The organism is Streptomyces sp. SCPE 10 (genome assembly GCF_051980735.1).
GTDB lineage: Bacteria > Actinomycetota > Actinomycetes > Streptomycetales > Streptomycetaceae > Streptomyces > Streptomyces misionensis.
Genome location: NZ_CP197069.1, coordinates 1 through 16,581 on the forward strand (window position 1 = coordinate 1; position 16,581 = coordinate 16,581).

At 68.3% G+C, this 16,581-nt stretch carries 12 protein-coding genes and 1 pseudogene; 7 read left to right on the top strand and 6 right to left on the bottom strand.

Annotation, left to right across the window (positions count from 1 at the left end):
* The first annotated feature begins 429 nt into the window (after window positions 1–429).
* The 4 genes from ACSP97_RS00005 to tpg all read left to right on the top strand — a co-directional run bounded on the left by ACSP97_RS00005 (window position 430) and on the right by tpg (window position 8,387).
* Window positions 430–1,731, top strand: coding sequence for a hypothetical protein (locus ACSP97_RS00005; RefSeq protein WP_440555994.1), 1,302 nt, complete (start codon window positions 430–432; stop codon window positions 1,729–1,731).
* Window positions 1,728–4,397 carry a Helicase associated domain protein gene (locus ACSP97_RS00010; protein ID WP_440555995.1) on the top strand — a complete coding sequence of 890 codons (2,670 nt, stop codon included), beginning with the start codon at window positions 1,728–1,730 and terminating at the stop codon, window positions 4,395–4,397. Before ACSP97_RS00005 ends, ACSP97_RS00010 begins: the two co-directional genes overlap by 4 nt.
* A 133-nt stretch (window positions 4,398–4,530) precedes the next feature.
* Window positions 4,531–7,509: an NACHT domain-containing protein gene (locus tag ACSP97_RS00015; RefSeq protein WP_355155134.1), complete on the top strand. Its 2,979-nt coding sequence runs from the start codon at window positions 4,531–4,533 to the stop codon at window positions 7,507–7,509.
* Window positions 7,510–7,829: 320 nt separating this feature from the next.
* Window positions 7,830–8,387 carry a telomere-protecting terminal protein Tpg gene (tpg, locus tag ACSP97_RS00020; protein ID WP_440555996.1) on the top strand — a complete coding sequence of 186 codons (558 nt, stop codon included), beginning with the start codon at window positions 7,830–7,832 and terminating at the stop codon, window positions 8,385–8,387.
* A gap of 30 nt (window positions 8,388–8,417) precedes the next feature.
* Here the strand turns inward: tpg and ACSP97_RS00025 are convergent, their stop codons facing one another.
* The 4 genes from ACSP97_RS00025 to ACSP97_RS00040 form a co-directional block, all read right to left on the bottom strand.
* Window positions 8,418–9,527 (bottom strand): hypothetical protein, encoded by a 1,110-nt coding sequence (locus tag ACSP97_RS00025; protein ID WP_355155132.1) that lies wholly within the window; start codon window positions 9,525–9,527, stop codon window positions 8,418–8,420.
* Between the two features lie 13 nt (window positions 9,528–9,540).
* Window positions 9,541–10,284: an AAA family ATPase gene (locus ACSP97_RS00030; RefSeq protein WP_440555993.1), complete on the bottom strand. Its 744-nt coding sequence runs from the start codon at window positions 10,282–10,284 to the stop codon at window positions 9,541–9,543.
* Window positions 10,281–11,894 carry a Mu transposase C-terminal domain-containing protein gene (locus tag ACSP97_RS00035; protein WP_435886309.1) on the bottom strand — a complete coding sequence of 538 codons (1,614 nt, stop codon included), beginning with the start codon at window positions 11,892–11,894 and terminating at the stop codon, window positions 10,281–10,283. The genes ACSP97_RS00030 and ACSP97_RS00035 overlap by 4 nt, the downstream gene beginning before the upstream one ends.
* 166 nt (window positions 11,895–12,060) lie before the next feature.
* Window positions 12,061–13,287 (bottom strand): AAA family ATPase, encoded by a 1,227-nt coding sequence (locus ACSP97_RS00040; RefSeq protein WP_440555992.1) that lies wholly within the window; start codon window positions 13,285–13,287, stop codon window positions 12,061–12,063.
* Between the two features lie 343 nt (window positions 13,288–13,630).
* Here ACSP97_RS00040 and ACSP97_RS00045 point away from each other — a divergent pair, with 343 nt between their 5' ends.
* On the top strand, window positions 13,631–14,191 hold the full coding sequence (locus ACSP97_RS00045) for a hypothetical protein (RefSeq protein WP_440555997.1): 561 nt from the start codon (window positions 13,631–13,633) through the stop codon (window positions 14,189–14,191).
* A gap of 257 nt (window positions 14,192–14,448) precedes the next feature.
* Here ACSP97_RS00045 and ACSP97_RS00050 read toward each other — a convergent pair whose 3' ends face one another.
* Both ACSP97_RS00050 and ACSP97_RS00055 read right to left on the bottom strand, forming a co-directional pair.
* Window positions 14,449–14,676, bottom strand: coding sequence for an excisionase family DNA-binding protein (locus ACSP97_RS00050; protein WP_440558527.1), 228 nt, complete (start codon window positions 14,674–14,676; stop codon window positions 14,449–14,451).
* Window positions 14,677–15,327: 651 nt separating this feature from the next.
* Window positions 15,328–15,609: pseudogene (locus ACSP97_RS00055) on the bottom strand (transposase); the annotation flags it as partial.
* A gap of 96 nt (window positions 15,610–15,705) precedes the next feature.
* Here ACSP97_RS00055 and ACSP97_RS00060 point away from each other — a divergent pair.
* Together ACSP97_RS00060 and ACSP97_RS00065 are read left to right on the top strand one after the other, a co-directional pair.
* Window positions 15,706–16,131, top strand: coding sequence for a DUF4259 domain-containing protein (locus tag ACSP97_RS00060; protein ID WP_440555998.1), 426 nt, complete (start codon window positions 15,706–15,708; stop codon window positions 16,129–16,131).
* 256 nt (window positions 16,132–16,387) lie between these two features.
* Window positions 16,388–16,576, top strand: a complete 189-nt coding sequence (locus ACSP97_RS00065) for a hypothetical protein (protein ID WP_440555999.1) — start codon at window positions 16,388–16,390, stop codon at window positions 16,574–16,576.
* Window positions 16,577–16,581 lie beyond the last annotated feature (5 nt).

The following is a 16,581-nucleotide window of genomic DNA, read 5'->3' on the forward strand; positions in this document are numbered from 1 at the left end:
GGGTACCACATCGCTGCGCGATGTGCAAGCGAACACCCGCGCTGCGCGCGGGTGTTGCGCTCCCGCTCCGCGGGAGCGCTGGCGGGTGGCTGCGCCACCCGTGCAACCTCGGTGCTGCGCACCGAGGTTGACAGTCTGTCCGCTTCGCTCCCGGACTGGCGGGGCTTCGCCTCGCTGCCAGGCCTCCGCTTCGCTCCAGCCTGATTGGGCGAGTCCGCTGCGCTCCCCCGCCGAACGGTCCTTCCGGCTGCGCCTACAGGACCGTTGGGCCCGCTGCCGCGGGCCGGGCTGGCTACAAGAGGGGCCGGTCACTCGTTCGTGTCGGGTTCCAGGATAGTGGCTGCCTCAGATTGATGCAGCATGTACTGTTGGTAGAAACATGGGACACCCCCCAACCGCATGGGCCGGGGTCGTGAAGGAGGGGGAGACTTGAATTCGTTGAGCGTCGAAATGCGCCTCAAGGCACGGGAGGAAATCCAGCGTGAGGTTACTGGATTAACGGCGGAGCAGATTTACGAGCGGCTGGTGGATTCGGATGGCCTGGAAAGCCGCGAGGATCAGCCAAGGCCGCTCAGCGCGGAGAAGCGGCTGGCTGCTGTTCGGCGGAACGAACTGAGGCGCATCTGGAACTTGATGGGCGGCACGACGTGGGACGCCTATTCCCCCGAGAACGACGCGCAGGCGGACCGTTGGCGCCAGGCGCTGCGGGACCGTCAAGGAGGTGCGAGCGGTGGGGCGGTGGAGTCTGAGTCCGGGCTGATCCGCTATCGGATCGTGGCGCAGCGGACCGATCCGGCGCACCCCGGAGCCTCGGTGGTGACGAACTACACCTACGCTCGGTCCGTTGAGGAGGCCGTGGCAAAGGTGCGCCGGGCTAAGGAGAAGCCGGGTGGCCTGTACGGAGACCAGGGCTTGTACCGCGTCGTGGAGGCCGTCGAGGAAAGCCCGCAGAGTGAGGCACGTCAACTGCGGGGCGCCCGCGGGCGGTTCCTCACTGCAGTCATGGACGCCGCTGTTGCCGCGCTGGACGACCAGCCAGCGTCTGCGCGCACGGAGCTGGTCGGCGCCCTGTCCGAGTTCTTCTTCGATACCGTCTTCACTCGCGCCATCGTCTCCCCCGACAGCGGAGAGGAGCACGCTCAGCTGTACGCCAGGGACGGGGAGGTGCTGTCCCGCCTGCTCCTGGCTCACCTCGCCGACCACGGCCTGGACCTGGTGGAGGCAAGCGCCGGCACTGGCGAACTGCGCGCCCTGCCCGATCTGCACATGGATGTCGGCCGGCCTTCCCTTCGTGGCGAGGAGAATGAGGAGAGTGAGGCGCCGGCGGAGCTCATCGAGCGCGTCCTCGCCGTGTGCGAGCAGCACTATGCCGCCGTGGCCGGCACCAGTTCCAAGCAGTGGGACCAGGAGTCGTCCCGGGAGCTCGTGGACATCGCCCTGCGGACCGTGCACCTGGCGGAGCCGGAGACCTACCCGCAGACGCTGGACACGTACCTGCACGAGCACCGGGCGCGGCTGGAGCGGCTGTGGCGCCGCTACGGGCCCGGCGGCATGTTCGCGGGCGAGCTCGTGCTGATCGACCTGCCCGGCTGCTTTGCACTGTGCGAGAGGATCGAGACGACCCCGCTCTGGCTCGAAGGGATCTGGGCAAAGCACGGCCAGGAGGAAACCGCGCTGGAAAGGTTTCACGACAGCTGGCTGTACGACACGGGTGAAAAGGACGGTCGATGAGCAGGATTCCGCTCAAGAAACACCAGATCGACCAGAAGTCGGCCTTTCGTAGGTGGGTTGGATTCCCTGCAAGGTCATCTGTGCCCCCTCAGGGTGCCCGTGGCACGATCGTGTCAGCGACCGGCTCCGGAAAAACGATCACGGCAGCCGCGAGCGCGCTGGAGTGCTTCCCCCAGGGCCGGATCCTCGTGACCTTGCCGACCCTGGACCTGCTCGTGCAGACCGCCCAGGCGTGGCGGGCGGTAGGGCACCGCTCCCCCATGGTCGCGGTCTGCTCTCTGGAGAACGACCCGGTGCTGAACGAACTGGGCGTGCGCACCACCACCAACCCGATCCAGCTCGCCCTGTGGGCCGGGCACGGGCCGGTCATCGTGTTCGCCACGTACGCCTCTCTCGTGGACCGCGAGGACTACGAGGACCCGATGGGCCAGGGGCGCACTCGCGGGCCGCTGGAGGCAGCCCTGACGGGCGGGGAGCGCCTGTACGGACAGCGGATGGACGGTTTCTCGCTCGCCATCATCGACGAAGCTCATGGAACCGCCGGTGATCTTGGCAGGCCGTGGGCGGCGATCCACGACAACACCCGCATCCCCGCCGACTTCCGGCTGTACCTGACCGCGACCCCACGCATCCTCGCGGCGCCCCGGCCCCAGAAGCGCGCGGATGGCCAGGAGTTGGAGATCGCAAGCATGGCCGACGACCCGTACGGGACGTACGGCGCGTGGCTGGCCGAACTCGGGCTGAGCGAGGCGATCGAGCGGGAGATCCTCGCCCCGTTCGAGATCGACGTCCTGGAGATCCGCGACCCCTCACCCGTCACAGGTGAGTCTGAGGAGGCGCAGCGCGGTCGGCGCCTCGCGCTCCTGCAAACAGCGCTCCTGGAGCACGCCGCCGCGTACAACCTGCGTACGGTCATGACCTTCCACCAGAAGGTGGAGGAGGCCATGGCGTTCGCGGAGAAGATGCCGGAGACGGCAGCCGAGATGTACGTCAACGACGCCTCGGACGACGACATGGCGGCCGCGGGCCGGCTCCCGAAGTCGTCGATCGATGCGGAGTTCTACGAGCTCGAGGCCGGCCGCCACGTACCGCCGAACCGCGTGTGGTCGGCGTGGTTGTGCGGCGACCACCTCGTATCCGAGCGGCGCGAAGTGCTGCGCCAGTTCGCCAACGGCATCGACGCTTCGGGCCGGCGGGTCCACCGCGCGTTCCTGGCGTCCGTGCGCGTGCTCGGGGAAGGCGTGGACATCACCGGCGAGCGGGGCGTGGAGGCGATCTGCTTCGCCGACACCCGCGGCTCCCAGGTCGAGATCGTGCAGAACATCGGCCGCGCGCTCCGGCCCAACCGCGACGGCACCACCAAGGTCGCCCGCATCATCGTGCCCGTCTTCCTCCAGCCGGGCGAGGACCCGACCGACATGGTCGCCTCCGCCAGCTTCCGCCCCCTTGTAGCCGTGCTCCAGGGCCTGCGCTCCCATGATGAGCGCCTGGTCGAGCAGCTCGCCTCCCGCGCCCTCACCCACGGGCAGCGCAAGGTGCACCTCCGGCGTGACGAAGACGGGCGGATCGTCGGGGCCGGCGGCGAGGGCGAGGACCAGGAGCACGACGACACCGATGGTGCGGTCGAGTCGGCGCTGCTGCACTTCTCCTCCCCTCGGGACACAGCCACCATCGCGGCGTTCCTGCGCACGAGGGTGTACCGGCCGGAGTCCCTGGTGTGGCTGGAGGGCTACCAAGCCCTGCTCCGCTGGCGGGAGGAGAACAAGATCACCGGCCTCTACTCCGTGCCCTACGACGTTGAGGTCGAGGTGGGCGTGACGAAGACGTTTCCGCTGGGGCGGTGGGTGCACCAGCAGCGCAAGGCGCTGCGCGCCGGTGAACTCGATCCCCACCGCAAGGAACTGCTGGACGCGCCCGAAGCCGGGATGGTCTGGGAACCGGGCGAGGAAGCTTGGGAGACCAAGCTCGCCGCGCTGCGGTCCTACCGGCGGGCCACGGGACACCTCGCTCCCCGGCAGGACGCGGTCTGGGGCGAAGGCGAGGCAATGGTGCCCGTCGGGCAGCACATGGCCAACCTGCGGCGCAAAGGCGCGAAGAACGGCCTGGGCAAGGACCCGAAGCGGGCGGAGCAGCGTGCGGCGCAGCTCACCGCGATCGACCCGGACTGGGACTGCCCGTGGCCGCTGGACTGGCAACGCCACTACCGCGTCCTCGCCGACCTCGTCGACGCCGACGGCCTTCTGCCCGACATCGCCCCCGGCGTACTCATGGACGGCGACGACATCGGACGGTGGCTCCAGCGGCAGAAGCAGCCGGGCACCTGGGCGCAGCTGTCGACCGAGCAACAGGAGCGGCTCACCCGGCTGGGCATCACGCCCGCTCAGGCGCCGTCTCCCGCCCCGGCAACCAAGGGTGCGACGAAGGGCCCGAACAAGGCGCAGCAGGCATTCCAGCGCGGCCTTGCGGCCCTGGCACAGTGGGTGGAACGGGAAGGCGCCCACCGGCCCGTACCACGCGGCCACAGCGAACAGATCACGGTCGACGGCGAGACGGAGCCAGTGGTCGTCAAGCTGGGCGTGTGGGTATCGAACACCCGCGCGAGGCGCGACAAGCTCACTGGGGAGCAACGCGCCGCACTGCGGGAGCTGGGCATGCAGTGGGCGTGAGCACGTCTGCTGGCCATCGGGATGCGGTCCTGGCCATGTCCTGTCAGGGGTTGGGGCCCGCGTCTCCTCAGCCGGGGACCGAGGCTCCTCCCTCAACCCACGAGCAATCCTCGATTCTGGCAGAGTGAACCACGTGCCCGACTATGACCTGACACGCCTTGGAACTCGCGCCTTTGAGCAGCTCGTGGTTGCTCTGGCTCGTCGGGACATCGGACCGGGGGTGCAGGTTTTCGGTGACGGACGCGACGGTGGCCGTGAGGCAACGTTCGAAGGCACGATCAACTGGTCCAGCACATCGGCCGGGGGCGCGGACCGCTTGGACTGCTGGTCGGGGTACACCGTCCTGCAGGCCAAATTCCACGTGAAACCCGGACAGACCCCACACGACAACGCTCTGTGGTTGCAGGCGCAGATCAAGAACGAGATCGACGGTTGGATCAGAGCTGCGCAAGCGAGCACCCGCTCTCGTCTTCCCGATTATTTGATCTTTGTCACCAACGTCGACCTGTCCGCTGTTGCCAAGGTTGGCGGGATTGACAAAGTGAACCAGGCCGTGAGGAAACGGCTGACTGAGATGGAGACCATCCGTAGCGGCCTGCGGGTCAAAGACTTTGCGATCTGGCATGGGGACCAGATCCGCTCGATGCTGGATGCCAACCAGGAAGTTCGCTACGCCTTTCCTGCCCTTCTGACGGCCGGTGACGTTCTGGCGAAACTGGCCCCCGACTGGGTCAGCCTGGGGACCTTCGATGCACAGGACCCGTTGCGCGAGCAGCTCCTTCATGCGATCAAGGACGACCGCTGGATCCGGCTGAGTCAGTCAGGCGGTCCGGGTGAGGCGAAGCTCTGGCTCGACGACATCGCGATTGACCTGCCCGCAACTCTCGGCAGTCCCGACGGCGACCTGACCGTCCGAGCCGTTCAGCGTGTGCTGGAGCTTGGCGACATGGTGTTGCGTCAGCGCCAACCAGACCGCATCAAGCGATCCAACGTTGTGCTCGTCGGCGGCCCGGGACAGGGCAAGTCCACCCTCAGCCAACTCATCGCACAGGCCTACCGGGTGGCACTACTCACGGGCGCCAGTCCGGGGCCTTCCGTCCAGGAGGTCATCGAAGGCACGCGCTCGGCTCTCGCCCGACTCGGACTGTCAGTCCCCAGCAACCGTCGCTGGCCGACACGTATCGACCTCGCCAAGTATGCCGAGGAGCTGGCCAGCGGCGCCGAGGTTTCCCTGCTGCGATGGATCTCCACACGGCTGTCCGAACGCACCGACCGGGATATCTCTCCCAGCGCGCTCCGTGGGTGGCTCCGAGCATGGCCGTGGGCTCTGATCCTCGATGGCCTTGATGAAGTTCCGTCGGTTGACGCTCGCCGTCTCATCTACAGCAAGATCGACGACCTGCTCACCAGTGCCGAGGACCTCGACGCCGATCTCCTCATCGTGGTCACCACCCGCCCCACCGGCTACGACGAACGCTTCCCCACAGACCGCTTCGAACACCTGCAGTTGCAGCGACTCCCTGCCGGTGAGGCAGCAGCCTTCGCGCAGCAGATCACCGACAAGCGCTTCACCGACGATGACGAGATGCGGATCAAGGTGGCCGCACGCATGCGAGACGCTGCTCGCGACCCGGTGACGATCCGCCTGATGGAGACACCGCTACAGGTGACGATCATGTCGTTCATCGTGGAGAAATTCCCTACGCTGCCCCCTGACAGGTTCACGCTGTTCGACATGTACTACCGGACGATGTTCGATCGGGAAGTCGCCAAAGACATCCCCATCGCACGGTTCCTTTCCCAGCACCGCACCCAAATCGACCGTCTCCACGAGCACGTCGGGCTCATCCTCCAAGCCGCCTCCGAAACCGCGGATGGAGCCGAAGCAACGATCAGCCCTCATGGTCTCCACGACATTGCCCTGCAGCGCCTGTTGGACCGCGGATTCACACCCGCCGACGCTGAAACCCATGCCGGAGCCCTAGTCGAAGCCGCCACCCACCGGCTCGTCCTACTTGGTCCCCGGGACAACGGAGTCGGCTTCGACATCCGCACCCTCCAAGAGCTGATGGCCGCGCGCGCCATCGCCGAAGGCGATGACGCTGTCGTGATGTCCCGGCTACGACTGATCGCCCATCACCCCCACTGGCGCAACACCTGGCTGCTAGCCGCTGGCGAGCTCCTCCTACGTTCCGAACGCTTCGAAAAGAGAATCCTCGACCTACTCAAACAACTCGACTCCGATCCCCACCGGCTGAACGCCCGCTACCCCGCCGCGCCAGCACTCGCCGCGGATGTCCTCGATGACAACCTCGCCGCTAAACGGCCTCGCTTCGAACGAGGTCTCATCGAACGGCTGCTCAGCGTCCTGGACCGCCCACCGGTCGTTGACGTACCGCGCCTCGCCACAACACTCCTGCGCATCGCCAGCACAGACACCTACCGTCGGCTCGTCTACGACCGCATTAGCTCCGCTGCGTCAGCCGGAGCCGCACGCCGAGCCGCTTCCGCCCTTGTGCTGGAAGAGATGGCCATGGAGGTTCCCTCTCACGACGCACGGCTAACCAGCATGCTCAATGCCTACCGCGCGCTGGCGATTCCTGAGACTGAGGTGCAGGCGATAGGCGCCTGGCAGGGTATGTCAACACGCAGCATTCCCCTTGAGGGCGCCGATGGTACGGAAGCCCATTTCCGTGTGCTGGGTCACGTCACTCTCTTCTACGGTCCAGACCCGAAGACCGTCTCGTTGCCTGCCTACCTCGAGGAACTCGTGGAACCTGTCGGCCTCAGCGACAAGGATCTACAAGTCCTGCGAAGCGGCCTCGCGACGCTGTCGGACTCTCGCTTCTGTCTCTCCGGCCCTCCGCCTGGAACCGCCATTCCTGTCGTCCTACACAGCGGACCGGCGGAACCTCTAGTGCAGGCCCTTCAGAACGAGGATGTCGCAGCCTCACTCGACCTCGCCCTCAGCGCTTTGCCATCCACGCACTGGACTATCGAAGCCATGCTCGGTGCCACCTTCAAACCCAGCCAGAACCGGCAACCTGTCGGACCCACACTCCTGCTCGCCATCGCCGAGGACCACACCACAGACAACTACTACGCCGACTGATCCGCCTTTCAAGACAGTAGCGACAGCGCGCCATCAACCCGGTACTTCAACGGCCCCGGTCGCCGTGGTCCTGAAGCTAGGCGTGCAGTCTTCGAGGCCCTTTCTCCGTTCGGGCAGCCCCGCATCTGGTGCGGAGTCCGAGCAAGACGCAGCCGGCCGGCCCGGGGGTCGGGACACCCCATCCCGGCTCCCGTAGCCGACGTCGGCCGGTGCTGTCCCGAAGACGCTGGAACTGGCGGGCAGGGGCGAGCGGTGTGGGAGGACTGAAGTCACGGGCTGCAGGATGCCGGCCTGTCGACTGGCCGCATGGGGAGGCGGACGTGGGGCATATCGAGCAGGGGCTAGGGCAGGCGCTGCGCACCCGGCCAGTTCCCCTGAGCACCGACGCTCGCCTGCGGTTTCTGCTGGCGACGCATCGGTATTCCACCCAGAAGGTGGCCGCAGTCCTTGGGGTGTCACAGCGCACCGTGCAGAGGTGGGTGACAAAGAAGCCCGGAGCGCGTCGCCCGCCGGGCCCGCTGCATCTCCGGGCGATCGAGGAAGCAGTCCTGGCTCGGTGGCAGCCCCGAATACGAGCCCGCCGACGCGCCCAGGCCGAAGCGGAGGGCTTCGTCTTCCACACCAGGGCGCGATTCGGGTTCGCTGCTGCGGCCGGCTCCTCGGACGACCCGCGGGTGCGGTGGATCACCCAGTACCTGCCGGGAGAGGTAGCCCGGGAGTTGTTCGCCGCCCGGGACGCCGGCGCGGGCGAGCAGCAGCAGATGGTGATCCTCGCCCGCGCGCTGGGGCATGCCTACTTCCGCGATGGGGGCCGCCGCGCTCACGGCCTGCACATCGCCTTCAGCGACCTCGAGTTCGCTGACTTCTCAATCGGATGAGCGTGCCCTGATCGGACGCGTCAGGGGCCTTCAGCGCCGCGGAAGCTTGGCGCGTACGGCCAGCATCGCTTCGTACCTGTTGGCCTCCTGCCGCTCGCGCCAATCCCACTCAACACGGCCGGCCGGGCCTTGGCGGCGGGCCACAGGCGGCTGGGACGGGCGCAGCCTGGCCGTCTCGGCCACGCGCAGCAGGAGGGCACGGCCTCCTGGCGTGGCGAACAATTCGTGGTCCTCGCCGGATACGAGCCGGGCGAAGCAGGCCGCGGCCCGCAGGAAGACACCCGCCCAGGGCGGTACGGGGTAGGCGGCGCAGCCGTCGGTGTAGCGGGCGCGGTCGTGCAGGGCGAGTGTGGCCGCAGCGTCGTCGTAGTCGCGAGGTCGTGCGGTAGCAAGTTGCTGGAGGGACGCACCGGTGATCAGTGCAGCGGCAACGGTCGCGGCCAGGCGAGGGTGCGCGGTCACCCCATGAAGCCGATGAGCGACTTGCTGGGCAGCGTACGGGGTGAGAGGTGTGGGCGGTGGGCGGTGCCGCCAGACGATCGGCGGCGGCGTGCACGGGGCGGCACAGGGGCTGGGACTGTCGTAGGAGACGAGGCGGTCGAGTGCAGGCAGGGTGAGCCATCGGCTGCTTGGCCGGGCCGGTTGGTCTGCAGGCAGGGGCACGGGGGCGGTCGCGCCGTAGTAGTGGCGGCGGGCGGTCTGAAAGTCGGTAGTGATGATGTGGTCGGCCGCTTGCAGGGCTTGGTGCAGGACGGTGGGCAGGTGGGGGCGGTGGCAGACCAAGATCAGGTGGATACCGGTGAGCGTGCGCAGTTGCAGGAGGCGCATCGCGCGGCGGGCGGTGAGGCGGTGGGCGCGCAGGACGATCAGCCGGGTGACGGGAAGAGCAGTGATCCAGGCCGTGGCGGCTTCCCATGCGGGCTGACGGCCACCAGGGAAACGGCCTGGAAGCAGGGGCGGCTTTTCCAGAGCGGCGAGAAGGTCGTGGGCGAGGCCGGTTTCGCTGGTGGTGCCCGGGCCGGGGTGCAAAGTGATCCGGCCGGACGGCGGATGGTGGGCGGCCAGGGCGGTGTGCGTATGAATCACGTCGTCATGGCGGTCGATGACCACGGTGACGGGCGGTGGCGCGGCGAGCGGCATGGCGGCGTGGTAGTCAGGCGAGGCGGCTGAAGGCCCAGCGCAGCAACTCTTGGTCGACGCGTGGGCGGCCGGTGCGGACCAGGGCGGTGCGGGTGTGGGCGGTCAGCTGGGCCCAGGCGCGGAAGTTGCCGTGTGCGGCGTGGCTGTCGGCGAAGGTGATGTCGTCGAGGTCGGCGTCGGCCCAGATGGGGTGGAACAGGGGGATGGCTTCGAGGACTTCGCTGGGGGTGAGGCGGGTGAAGTGCTGCCAGATGAAGATCCGGGAGGACAGCATCGGCTCGCGACGCAGCACGGTGTGGCAGCCCTCCCCGCCGACGAAGATGATCGCCAGCTGGGTGGCCGGTTCGTCCCACAGATAGCGGAAATATTCGAACGCCTCCCCGTTGAGCCACTGGGCCTCATCCACCAGGAAGGTACGAGGGCGTTCAGCCAGAGCGGTCTTCAGTAGACGATCGAATTCACTGGGGTGGCGCGGCGGTTCACCGGCCAAGTCGAGCGCGGTGAACAACTCGTAGCGCACTGCGCGGGCGGTGGGCCGGGCACGGAAGGTGATCTTGCGGACGTCCTCGTGCGGTTCGAGTCCGCGCAGGCAGGTGTTGACGGCGAGGGTCTTGCCGAAGCCGGCCCCGCCGTGGATGCACATCATGGCCCGCGCGGCGACCGTGTCGGCGATGTTCTCCCGGGCGGTGAGCAGGGCGCGGGTGGTGACCACAGACGCATCGGGCAGGTCGACGTACTGGTAGGTGGCCGTGGTCACGAGGCGTCTCCGTCTTCATCGGTGGTGAGAGGTGTAGCCCGCCCGTCGCGGCCGTCCGGGACGGAAGCGCCACCACGGCCGGACGGGTGCAGGATGGGCGGGCTTGGCGTGGTCAGCGCGGCCAGGGAAGCAGGGGTGCGCCAGTCGGCCGGGGGCGCAGCGTGCGGGATGAGGTCCGGCATCGCGAGCTGCGCGAGGTCGGCGTCGGCAGTCCGGGCGAGTTCGGCCTCGGCCTGCACGGTAGTCAGCGCGCCGAGCCGCTGAGGTGCCTCGGGCTGGTTCACGGCGGCGTAGCGCTCGCGCTGCGAGGCCTCCAGGTCCTTCTTCAGACGGCGTGCACGGGCGGCCCGCGCCCTTCGTACGGCGCCGATCTGTTCGTCGGTGGCCTGATCGGCCAGGTCCGCAGGACCCAGGTAGCGGCCGGTGGCGGCGTGGTAGACCTCGATGCGGTGGTCGTGGTGGGGCATGAAGCGGACCCTGACCTGGATCCCGGCCTGGCCGGTCATCCACGGCCCCACGTAGTCGCGTTTCCTGAAGCGGATGCCGCGGGTGGTCAGCGTGCGGGTGCCGGCGTCCTCCAGGGTGAACGTCCACAGATCCGCGGCCGGCACGTCCCGCAGCGGGGTGGGATCGTCCTGCCACGCCTCAAGCGGAGTCCTGCCCCGCAACGGCGCCGGGCGGTGCTCGGTGTTCCACCAGAGCGTCCAGGCCAGAAGCTGGGTGGTGAAGTCCTCGAAGCCCAGCAGGACTTCGTCCTGCGGACGGGAGGAGCGTTTGCCGGGGCGCGGCTGGCGGGCGTAGCCGGGCAGCGAGGCCAGGAACATGCTCTCCACCGCCCGGTTCAGGCCCTCCACGGTGCCCTTGAGGTGGGGGGTGTAGGCGGGCAGGTCCTCCACGGTGACGTCGAGGAGATCGAACGCGGCGGTCACCGTCCTGGACAGGAAGTCCTTGCCACGGTCGACACGCACTTTCTCGGGCACGCCGCCGAACGGACCGTAGGGGTCATCGCGCAGGACCGCGGAACGCAGCGCGGCCAGCACCGACTCCCGCGACGGATCCCCCGGCGTGACCGCGACGCCGGTGATCGCGTTCGTCGCGCAGTCGGTGAACCAGGTGATCCACGGCCTGCGGGCCCTGCCCTCGACGTCGACCAGCACCGGGACCTGCATGTGGTCCGTCTCCCACACCTGGTTCCGCCAGCCCCGCGGCCGGGCCAGGAACACATCATGCCTGCGCGCCGCCCGCTCCCCACCCGCAAGCCCCGCCCGCTCCCCCAGCGTCAGATCACGGCGGATCGCCCGGTGCAGCGTCGTCAGCGACGGTGCATCCGCAGGCGGAGACCGCCTAGCAGCACGCAGGACCAGTTCGCGGTGGACCGCCCGCACGTTCCCCTTCCACAGCGCCAACAGCCCACGGACCTCGGGCGTGACCGTGAACCTCGCATCGACCCGGGAACGTGCGCCGGGGTTGGCGGCTGCGGTCTCATCGCTCTGAGCCGCGGCCAGCCAGCGCCACACCGTGCGCTCCGACACCCCCAGCGCGTCCGCGGCCACCCGTACATGGACTGCTGTCAGCTTCTTCCCTGCCCGCAGTGCGAGCAGCCGCCGCACGGCCGGACCGCGCAGCGCCGTCCTCGACGCCGCAGGCAGTCCGCCGTCTGGGCGGATGGCGTCGCCGTCCTTCATGTCAGCTCCCCTCACGCGGGCGGGACGTCGTGTGCTTGCCGGTGGCCGGGAGCATGCGATCGCCCTCCCGTCTCTTGCAGGAACGCTCCATTCACAATGGCGGCGCGACCCGCTGGAACAGCCGCCTCAGCAAGGCCCGGTCGACGGATGCGTCAGCGGCGGTGAGCAGCGCATTCTGCAGGTGCGCAGTCAAAGCGGCCCACGTACGGAACGTGCCGTGCGCGCACGACCGATCGATCCACGTCAGATCCGAGGCCGGGACGGTGTGCCACAGCGGATGGAAACCTGTCACCACGGTCGCCACTTCCGCTCCGGTCAAGCGTGGAACCTCCTGCCATGCGCCGATACGCGATGCCAGCTGCGGCAGCCGGGACAGCGCCCGCTCGCTGCCCGCCCCGCACAGCACCAGCGTGATCCGCGTGCCGGGGTGGTCCCACAGGCTCTGCAGGTACTCAAGGCACGGCACGGGCAGGCGCTGAGCCTCATCGACCACCAGCACCCGCGCCTCACTCAAGGCACCCGCGACCGCGGCGTCAGCCAGCGCCGACGTGTGCGGGAAGCGGCCCGCCAGCCCCAGAGCGTCGAACACCGCACGCCTCATGCCGGCCACCGACGGGCGCACCGGCACCGGCACCCACGTCACCTTCCAGCCCGGGGGCACTTCGCCAAGCGCCATCCGCACGGCCGCGGTCTTGCCCCGGCCCGGGTCGCCGAACACACACACCGCACCCTGAACCGCCATCGCCTGACCGACCGCCTCGGCCGCCGCCCGCACCGACGACGACCGCACCAGCTGCGCTCCCGCCGGTAACGCCACACCCGCCAGCGCGCCGCTCTCCCCCACCGGCAAGCTCCCGGTCGCCTCTGATACGCGACGCGGCAGCCGGCGCGCAGCCACTTTCGCCGCGCCGCCCCCCTGCGGCCCGGCCAGGGCGAGGTCAGCCAGTGCCTGCCGCCTTTGCTGCTCATCCCGCTCCCGCCGCACCACCGCACGATCCGGCAGGACCCTGCCGCCCTGAAGGTCCCGGCGCACCACCCGGTGCAACGACGCCAGCGAGGGCACCTCTCCCCCGGCCGCCTTCAGATGCCGGTGCAGCGCCGCCACATTCCCGCCCGCCTGCGCCAGCACCTCCCACATCTGGTCGGACAACTCCAGCCGGGCCCGCGACCTGCGCTCGACACGGCCCTCCGTCCGCGCCGCCTCCAGCCAGCGCCACACCGTGCGCACATTCACCCCGCCGACATGGGCGCCCGCACGCACATGCGCCGTCGTCAACGCCCCAGCCGCATCCAGCTCCAGCAGCCGCGCAACCAGCACCGGTCTGGACACCCTCAACCCCGCCACGACCTCACCCCACGCGCCCGGCTCCCCCACCCCGCCCCCCTCCGCGCGCAAAACCCACACCGACCACCGTGCCGCCGCGCAGCCTCAAAAGGATCAGAAGTGCCGTTCTCAAGACAGTGGAGCGGAGTGGGGTGTACCACCCCACGACAGCCACACCGCTACAGAAACCACTCCACGGCAATGACGCTGTCCGTCCTCAGCACCCCACCAGCGGAAGCACCTCGACCTGACATACCGTCACTGACATCTCCCACCGACACCAAACCGGCACATCGCAGCGCTCCGGAACGGCACGCGCCCTGAGGTCCAGGCGTGCATGTACCTCGAGCACCGGGCGCGACTGACCATCCTCAAGGCCGCTGTCGACTACGCACTCGCGCACCCCGATGGCCCGCCCGAGTTCCGTGTGTCTGAGGACGGGAAGTCCTTCTTCTTCCAGGGGCTGGCCTACCACGTCCTGCCGGAGACGTTCCACGACGGCATCGGGTGGCTGCGGAAGCAGTCGAACTTCCGGCGGTACGCGACCTTCTGGCAGCAGTTCCTCTGGGGATGGGGAGGGTTCTACCTCGAAGACAGGGCCGAGGAGGAGTTCGAGTGGATGGCGCAGGACTCCGGCATCCCTGCGGGTGAGATCCCCACAGCCCTCGAAGCCTTCGACCGCTTCTTCCCGATCGCCGGCGACTGGCTCACCACACCGGGCAGCACTGACATCCACATGCTGAAGATGGTGCCGTTCATCTTCCAGGGCATCGGCGCTCACCAGCGCCGCATCCAGTACAACCTGGTCGACAACCTGTCCGCGCTCCGGCCGAGCGCCCCGTACACGATCCCCGATCTCGCGAGGCGCATCAGCTGCGCGGTCGACTTCCTGCTATAGGGGGCATCTGCACCTGTCCCGTTCTCTGTTCCGCCATCAGGTCAAGGGCCAGCCCCGAGATCGCCCCTACGACAGCAGTGGCCCAAGGCGGCGAAGCCTGGGGCTGATGCAGTCGCACGCGCAGGGAGCCGCGCCTGGTCAGATGGGCCGCACGACGATGCCGTTGGCGCGCGGAATTACGGATAGCCCAGGAGGGGCCTTCGGCCCGGCCGACACGCTGCGGGCTGTCGCTCCTCTTGGGTGGCGCGCACGTCATTTCACAGGGCACAGCGTAATCGGCGTGGGTTGACCGGCGCCTGCTTGAACAACTCACGCACGTGCTCGAGCACAGCGGCTTCGGGGATGCGGAAGGACTTGCCGGAGGCGGTGCGTACAGCCGGCAGGTGCCCGCCGTGCACCAGCCGGTAGACGGTCTGCTTCGACACCCGCATAACAGAAGCGGTCTCCGCCACGGTGAGAAGGACGGGCGCGGCCTGTACTGCCAGGCGCGTGGTGACGACGGTGAGTGCGGTACGCAGTTGCTGCGACGTGGTTGAGTCGAGATCGTCCCAGGACAGGGAGCTGAGGGCTTCCAGGGCCTCTGGCAGAGCGTCGATCGCTTCAGGCCCTTCATGGACACGAAGGCGGTCCATGGCGTCGCGCAGCCTCTGCAGGCCTGCGTCGTCACTGGTCAGGGAGCCGAGCGCAGTGAGGATGCCGGTGACGGCCTGCTCCGTCACGGGCCCGGTTCCATGGACGACGGTATTGCGCAGATGGGTGATGGTGCGGATGGCCTTGGCGGTGCTCTGCGGGGTCCGCTCCCGGAGGCGCCGTGCTGCGTCAGTGCCTAGCGATGACGCGTTGAGCAGTGCATTGAACTCGTCGTCTCGGCTATTCATCGCGGTCCCCCCTCCTGTTCTGCTTCGCTTTGGTTCTCCAGCGGTACATCAGGCCCTCGACGGCTCGGACGGTCGTGGCGTCAACCGTCAGCAGGCGCTGGTCGACAAGGGGTGGGCCCCAGAAGGAGGAGCGAGCATTACCACCTACTTCATGGGGGCGTGTGCGTACGACTTCCCCAACGAATTCCGCCGGCACCGGGCCAGCGAGGCCCGGCAGTACCGCGCCCTGCGCCGGGAGAAGGAGCTCTACAGCCCGCCCGTCAGCACGGTGGATCTTCGAGCCGTACTTGCCCCGGTCCACAGGATTCGGGCCTGTCAGTTCCCCCTTTTCAGGGCCCGCATGTTCACCGAGTCGATCGCGCACCTGGACCAATCCAGCCCGCCCCGGGAACCGAGCTCGTCGAGGACCAGGCGGTGCAACTTCGCCCACACCCTGGCCTTCGACCACTCCGTGAACCGCCGGTGGGCAGTCGCGCCCGACGGCCCGAACGAAGCGGACGGCAGCTGCTGCCACGTGCAGCCCGACGTGGCCACGAACCCGAACCCCCGGCGTACTTCACGCTGGTCCGGTCCGTGCGGCCGCTGTCAGTGGCCTCTGCCAGGATTCCTCGATCAGCACCGCGATCGGGAGAGGCTATGGGCACTTGGGACGTCGGCCCCTTCGACAACGACACCGCAGCGGACTTCTGTTGCGACCTTGACGAGGTAGCCGCAGGTGAACGCGAGGGCATCGTTCGCGGCGCTCTCACCCGTGTGATCGACACCGTGGACTACCTCGAAGCGCCTGAATCAGAGGTAGCCGTGGCCGCGGCCGCCCTCGTCGCGGCGCAGTGTCTCGAGGGTGAGCCTGCTGATCCCGTTTATGGGCCGGACGTGGTCCTTCCTGATCTCACCGGCCTGCGCGATCTGGCACGTCACGCCCTCGACCGTGTCATGACCGAGCCGTTCGAGCTGATGGAACTGTGGGCCGAGTCGGGTGGCGCCCCCTGGCGCGCGAACGTCCGCCAGTTGCAGAACGTGCTCCTGCCACAGCCTCCTGGAGAGCAGCTCAGCCTGATCTGACCGACCACAACCGCTACTCAAGTCCTACCTGAAAGGCCACCATGAGCTGGGACGTGCTCCTCCTCCGCCTGCCTGACGACGTCACCTCGATGCACGAGCTCCCCGACGACTACTCGCCGGAACCGCTCGGCCGGCAACGCGACGTGCTCGCGGCTGCCACCGAGGCCGTTCCCGAAGTTGATCTCTCGGACCCCACGTGGGGCGACCTGTCCGGCCCTACTTGGTCCATCGCATTAACATCGGCTCAGAAGACCCAGTGGACTCGATCATGCTTCACATTCGGGGCTCCGGCGACGACGTGCTGGGACCCGTTTTCCGCCTTGCGGAGGCCCTGCGGTGCAAGGTGCTCGACCTGGCCGAAGGGGACCTGATCAATCCGGGGCAGACGTCGGGCTGGCACGCCTTCCAACAGTTCCGTGACCGTGTGATCAGATCCGCTCAGTGATACCG

What these genes read in the sequence shown, in the direction of transcription:
- ACSP97_RS00025 (WP_355155132.1), bottom strand. Translation starts at nt 9,527, where the DNA reads ATGCCGCTCGCCGCGCCACCGCCCGTCACCGTGGTCATCGACCGCCAT.
- ACSP97_RS00060 (WP_440555998.1), top strand. Translation starts at nt 15,706, where the DNA reads ATGGGCACTTGGGACGTCGGCCCCTTCGACAACGACACCGCAGCGGAC.
- ACSP97_RS00010 (WP_440555995.1), top strand. Translation starts at nt 1,728, where the DNA reads ATGAGCAGGATTCCGCTCAAGAAACACCAGATCGACCAGAAGTCGGCC.
- ACSP97_RS00045 (WP_440555997.1), top strand. Translation starts at nt 13,631, where the DNA reads ATGTACCTCGAGCACCGGGCGCGACTGACCATCCTCAAGGCCGCTGTC.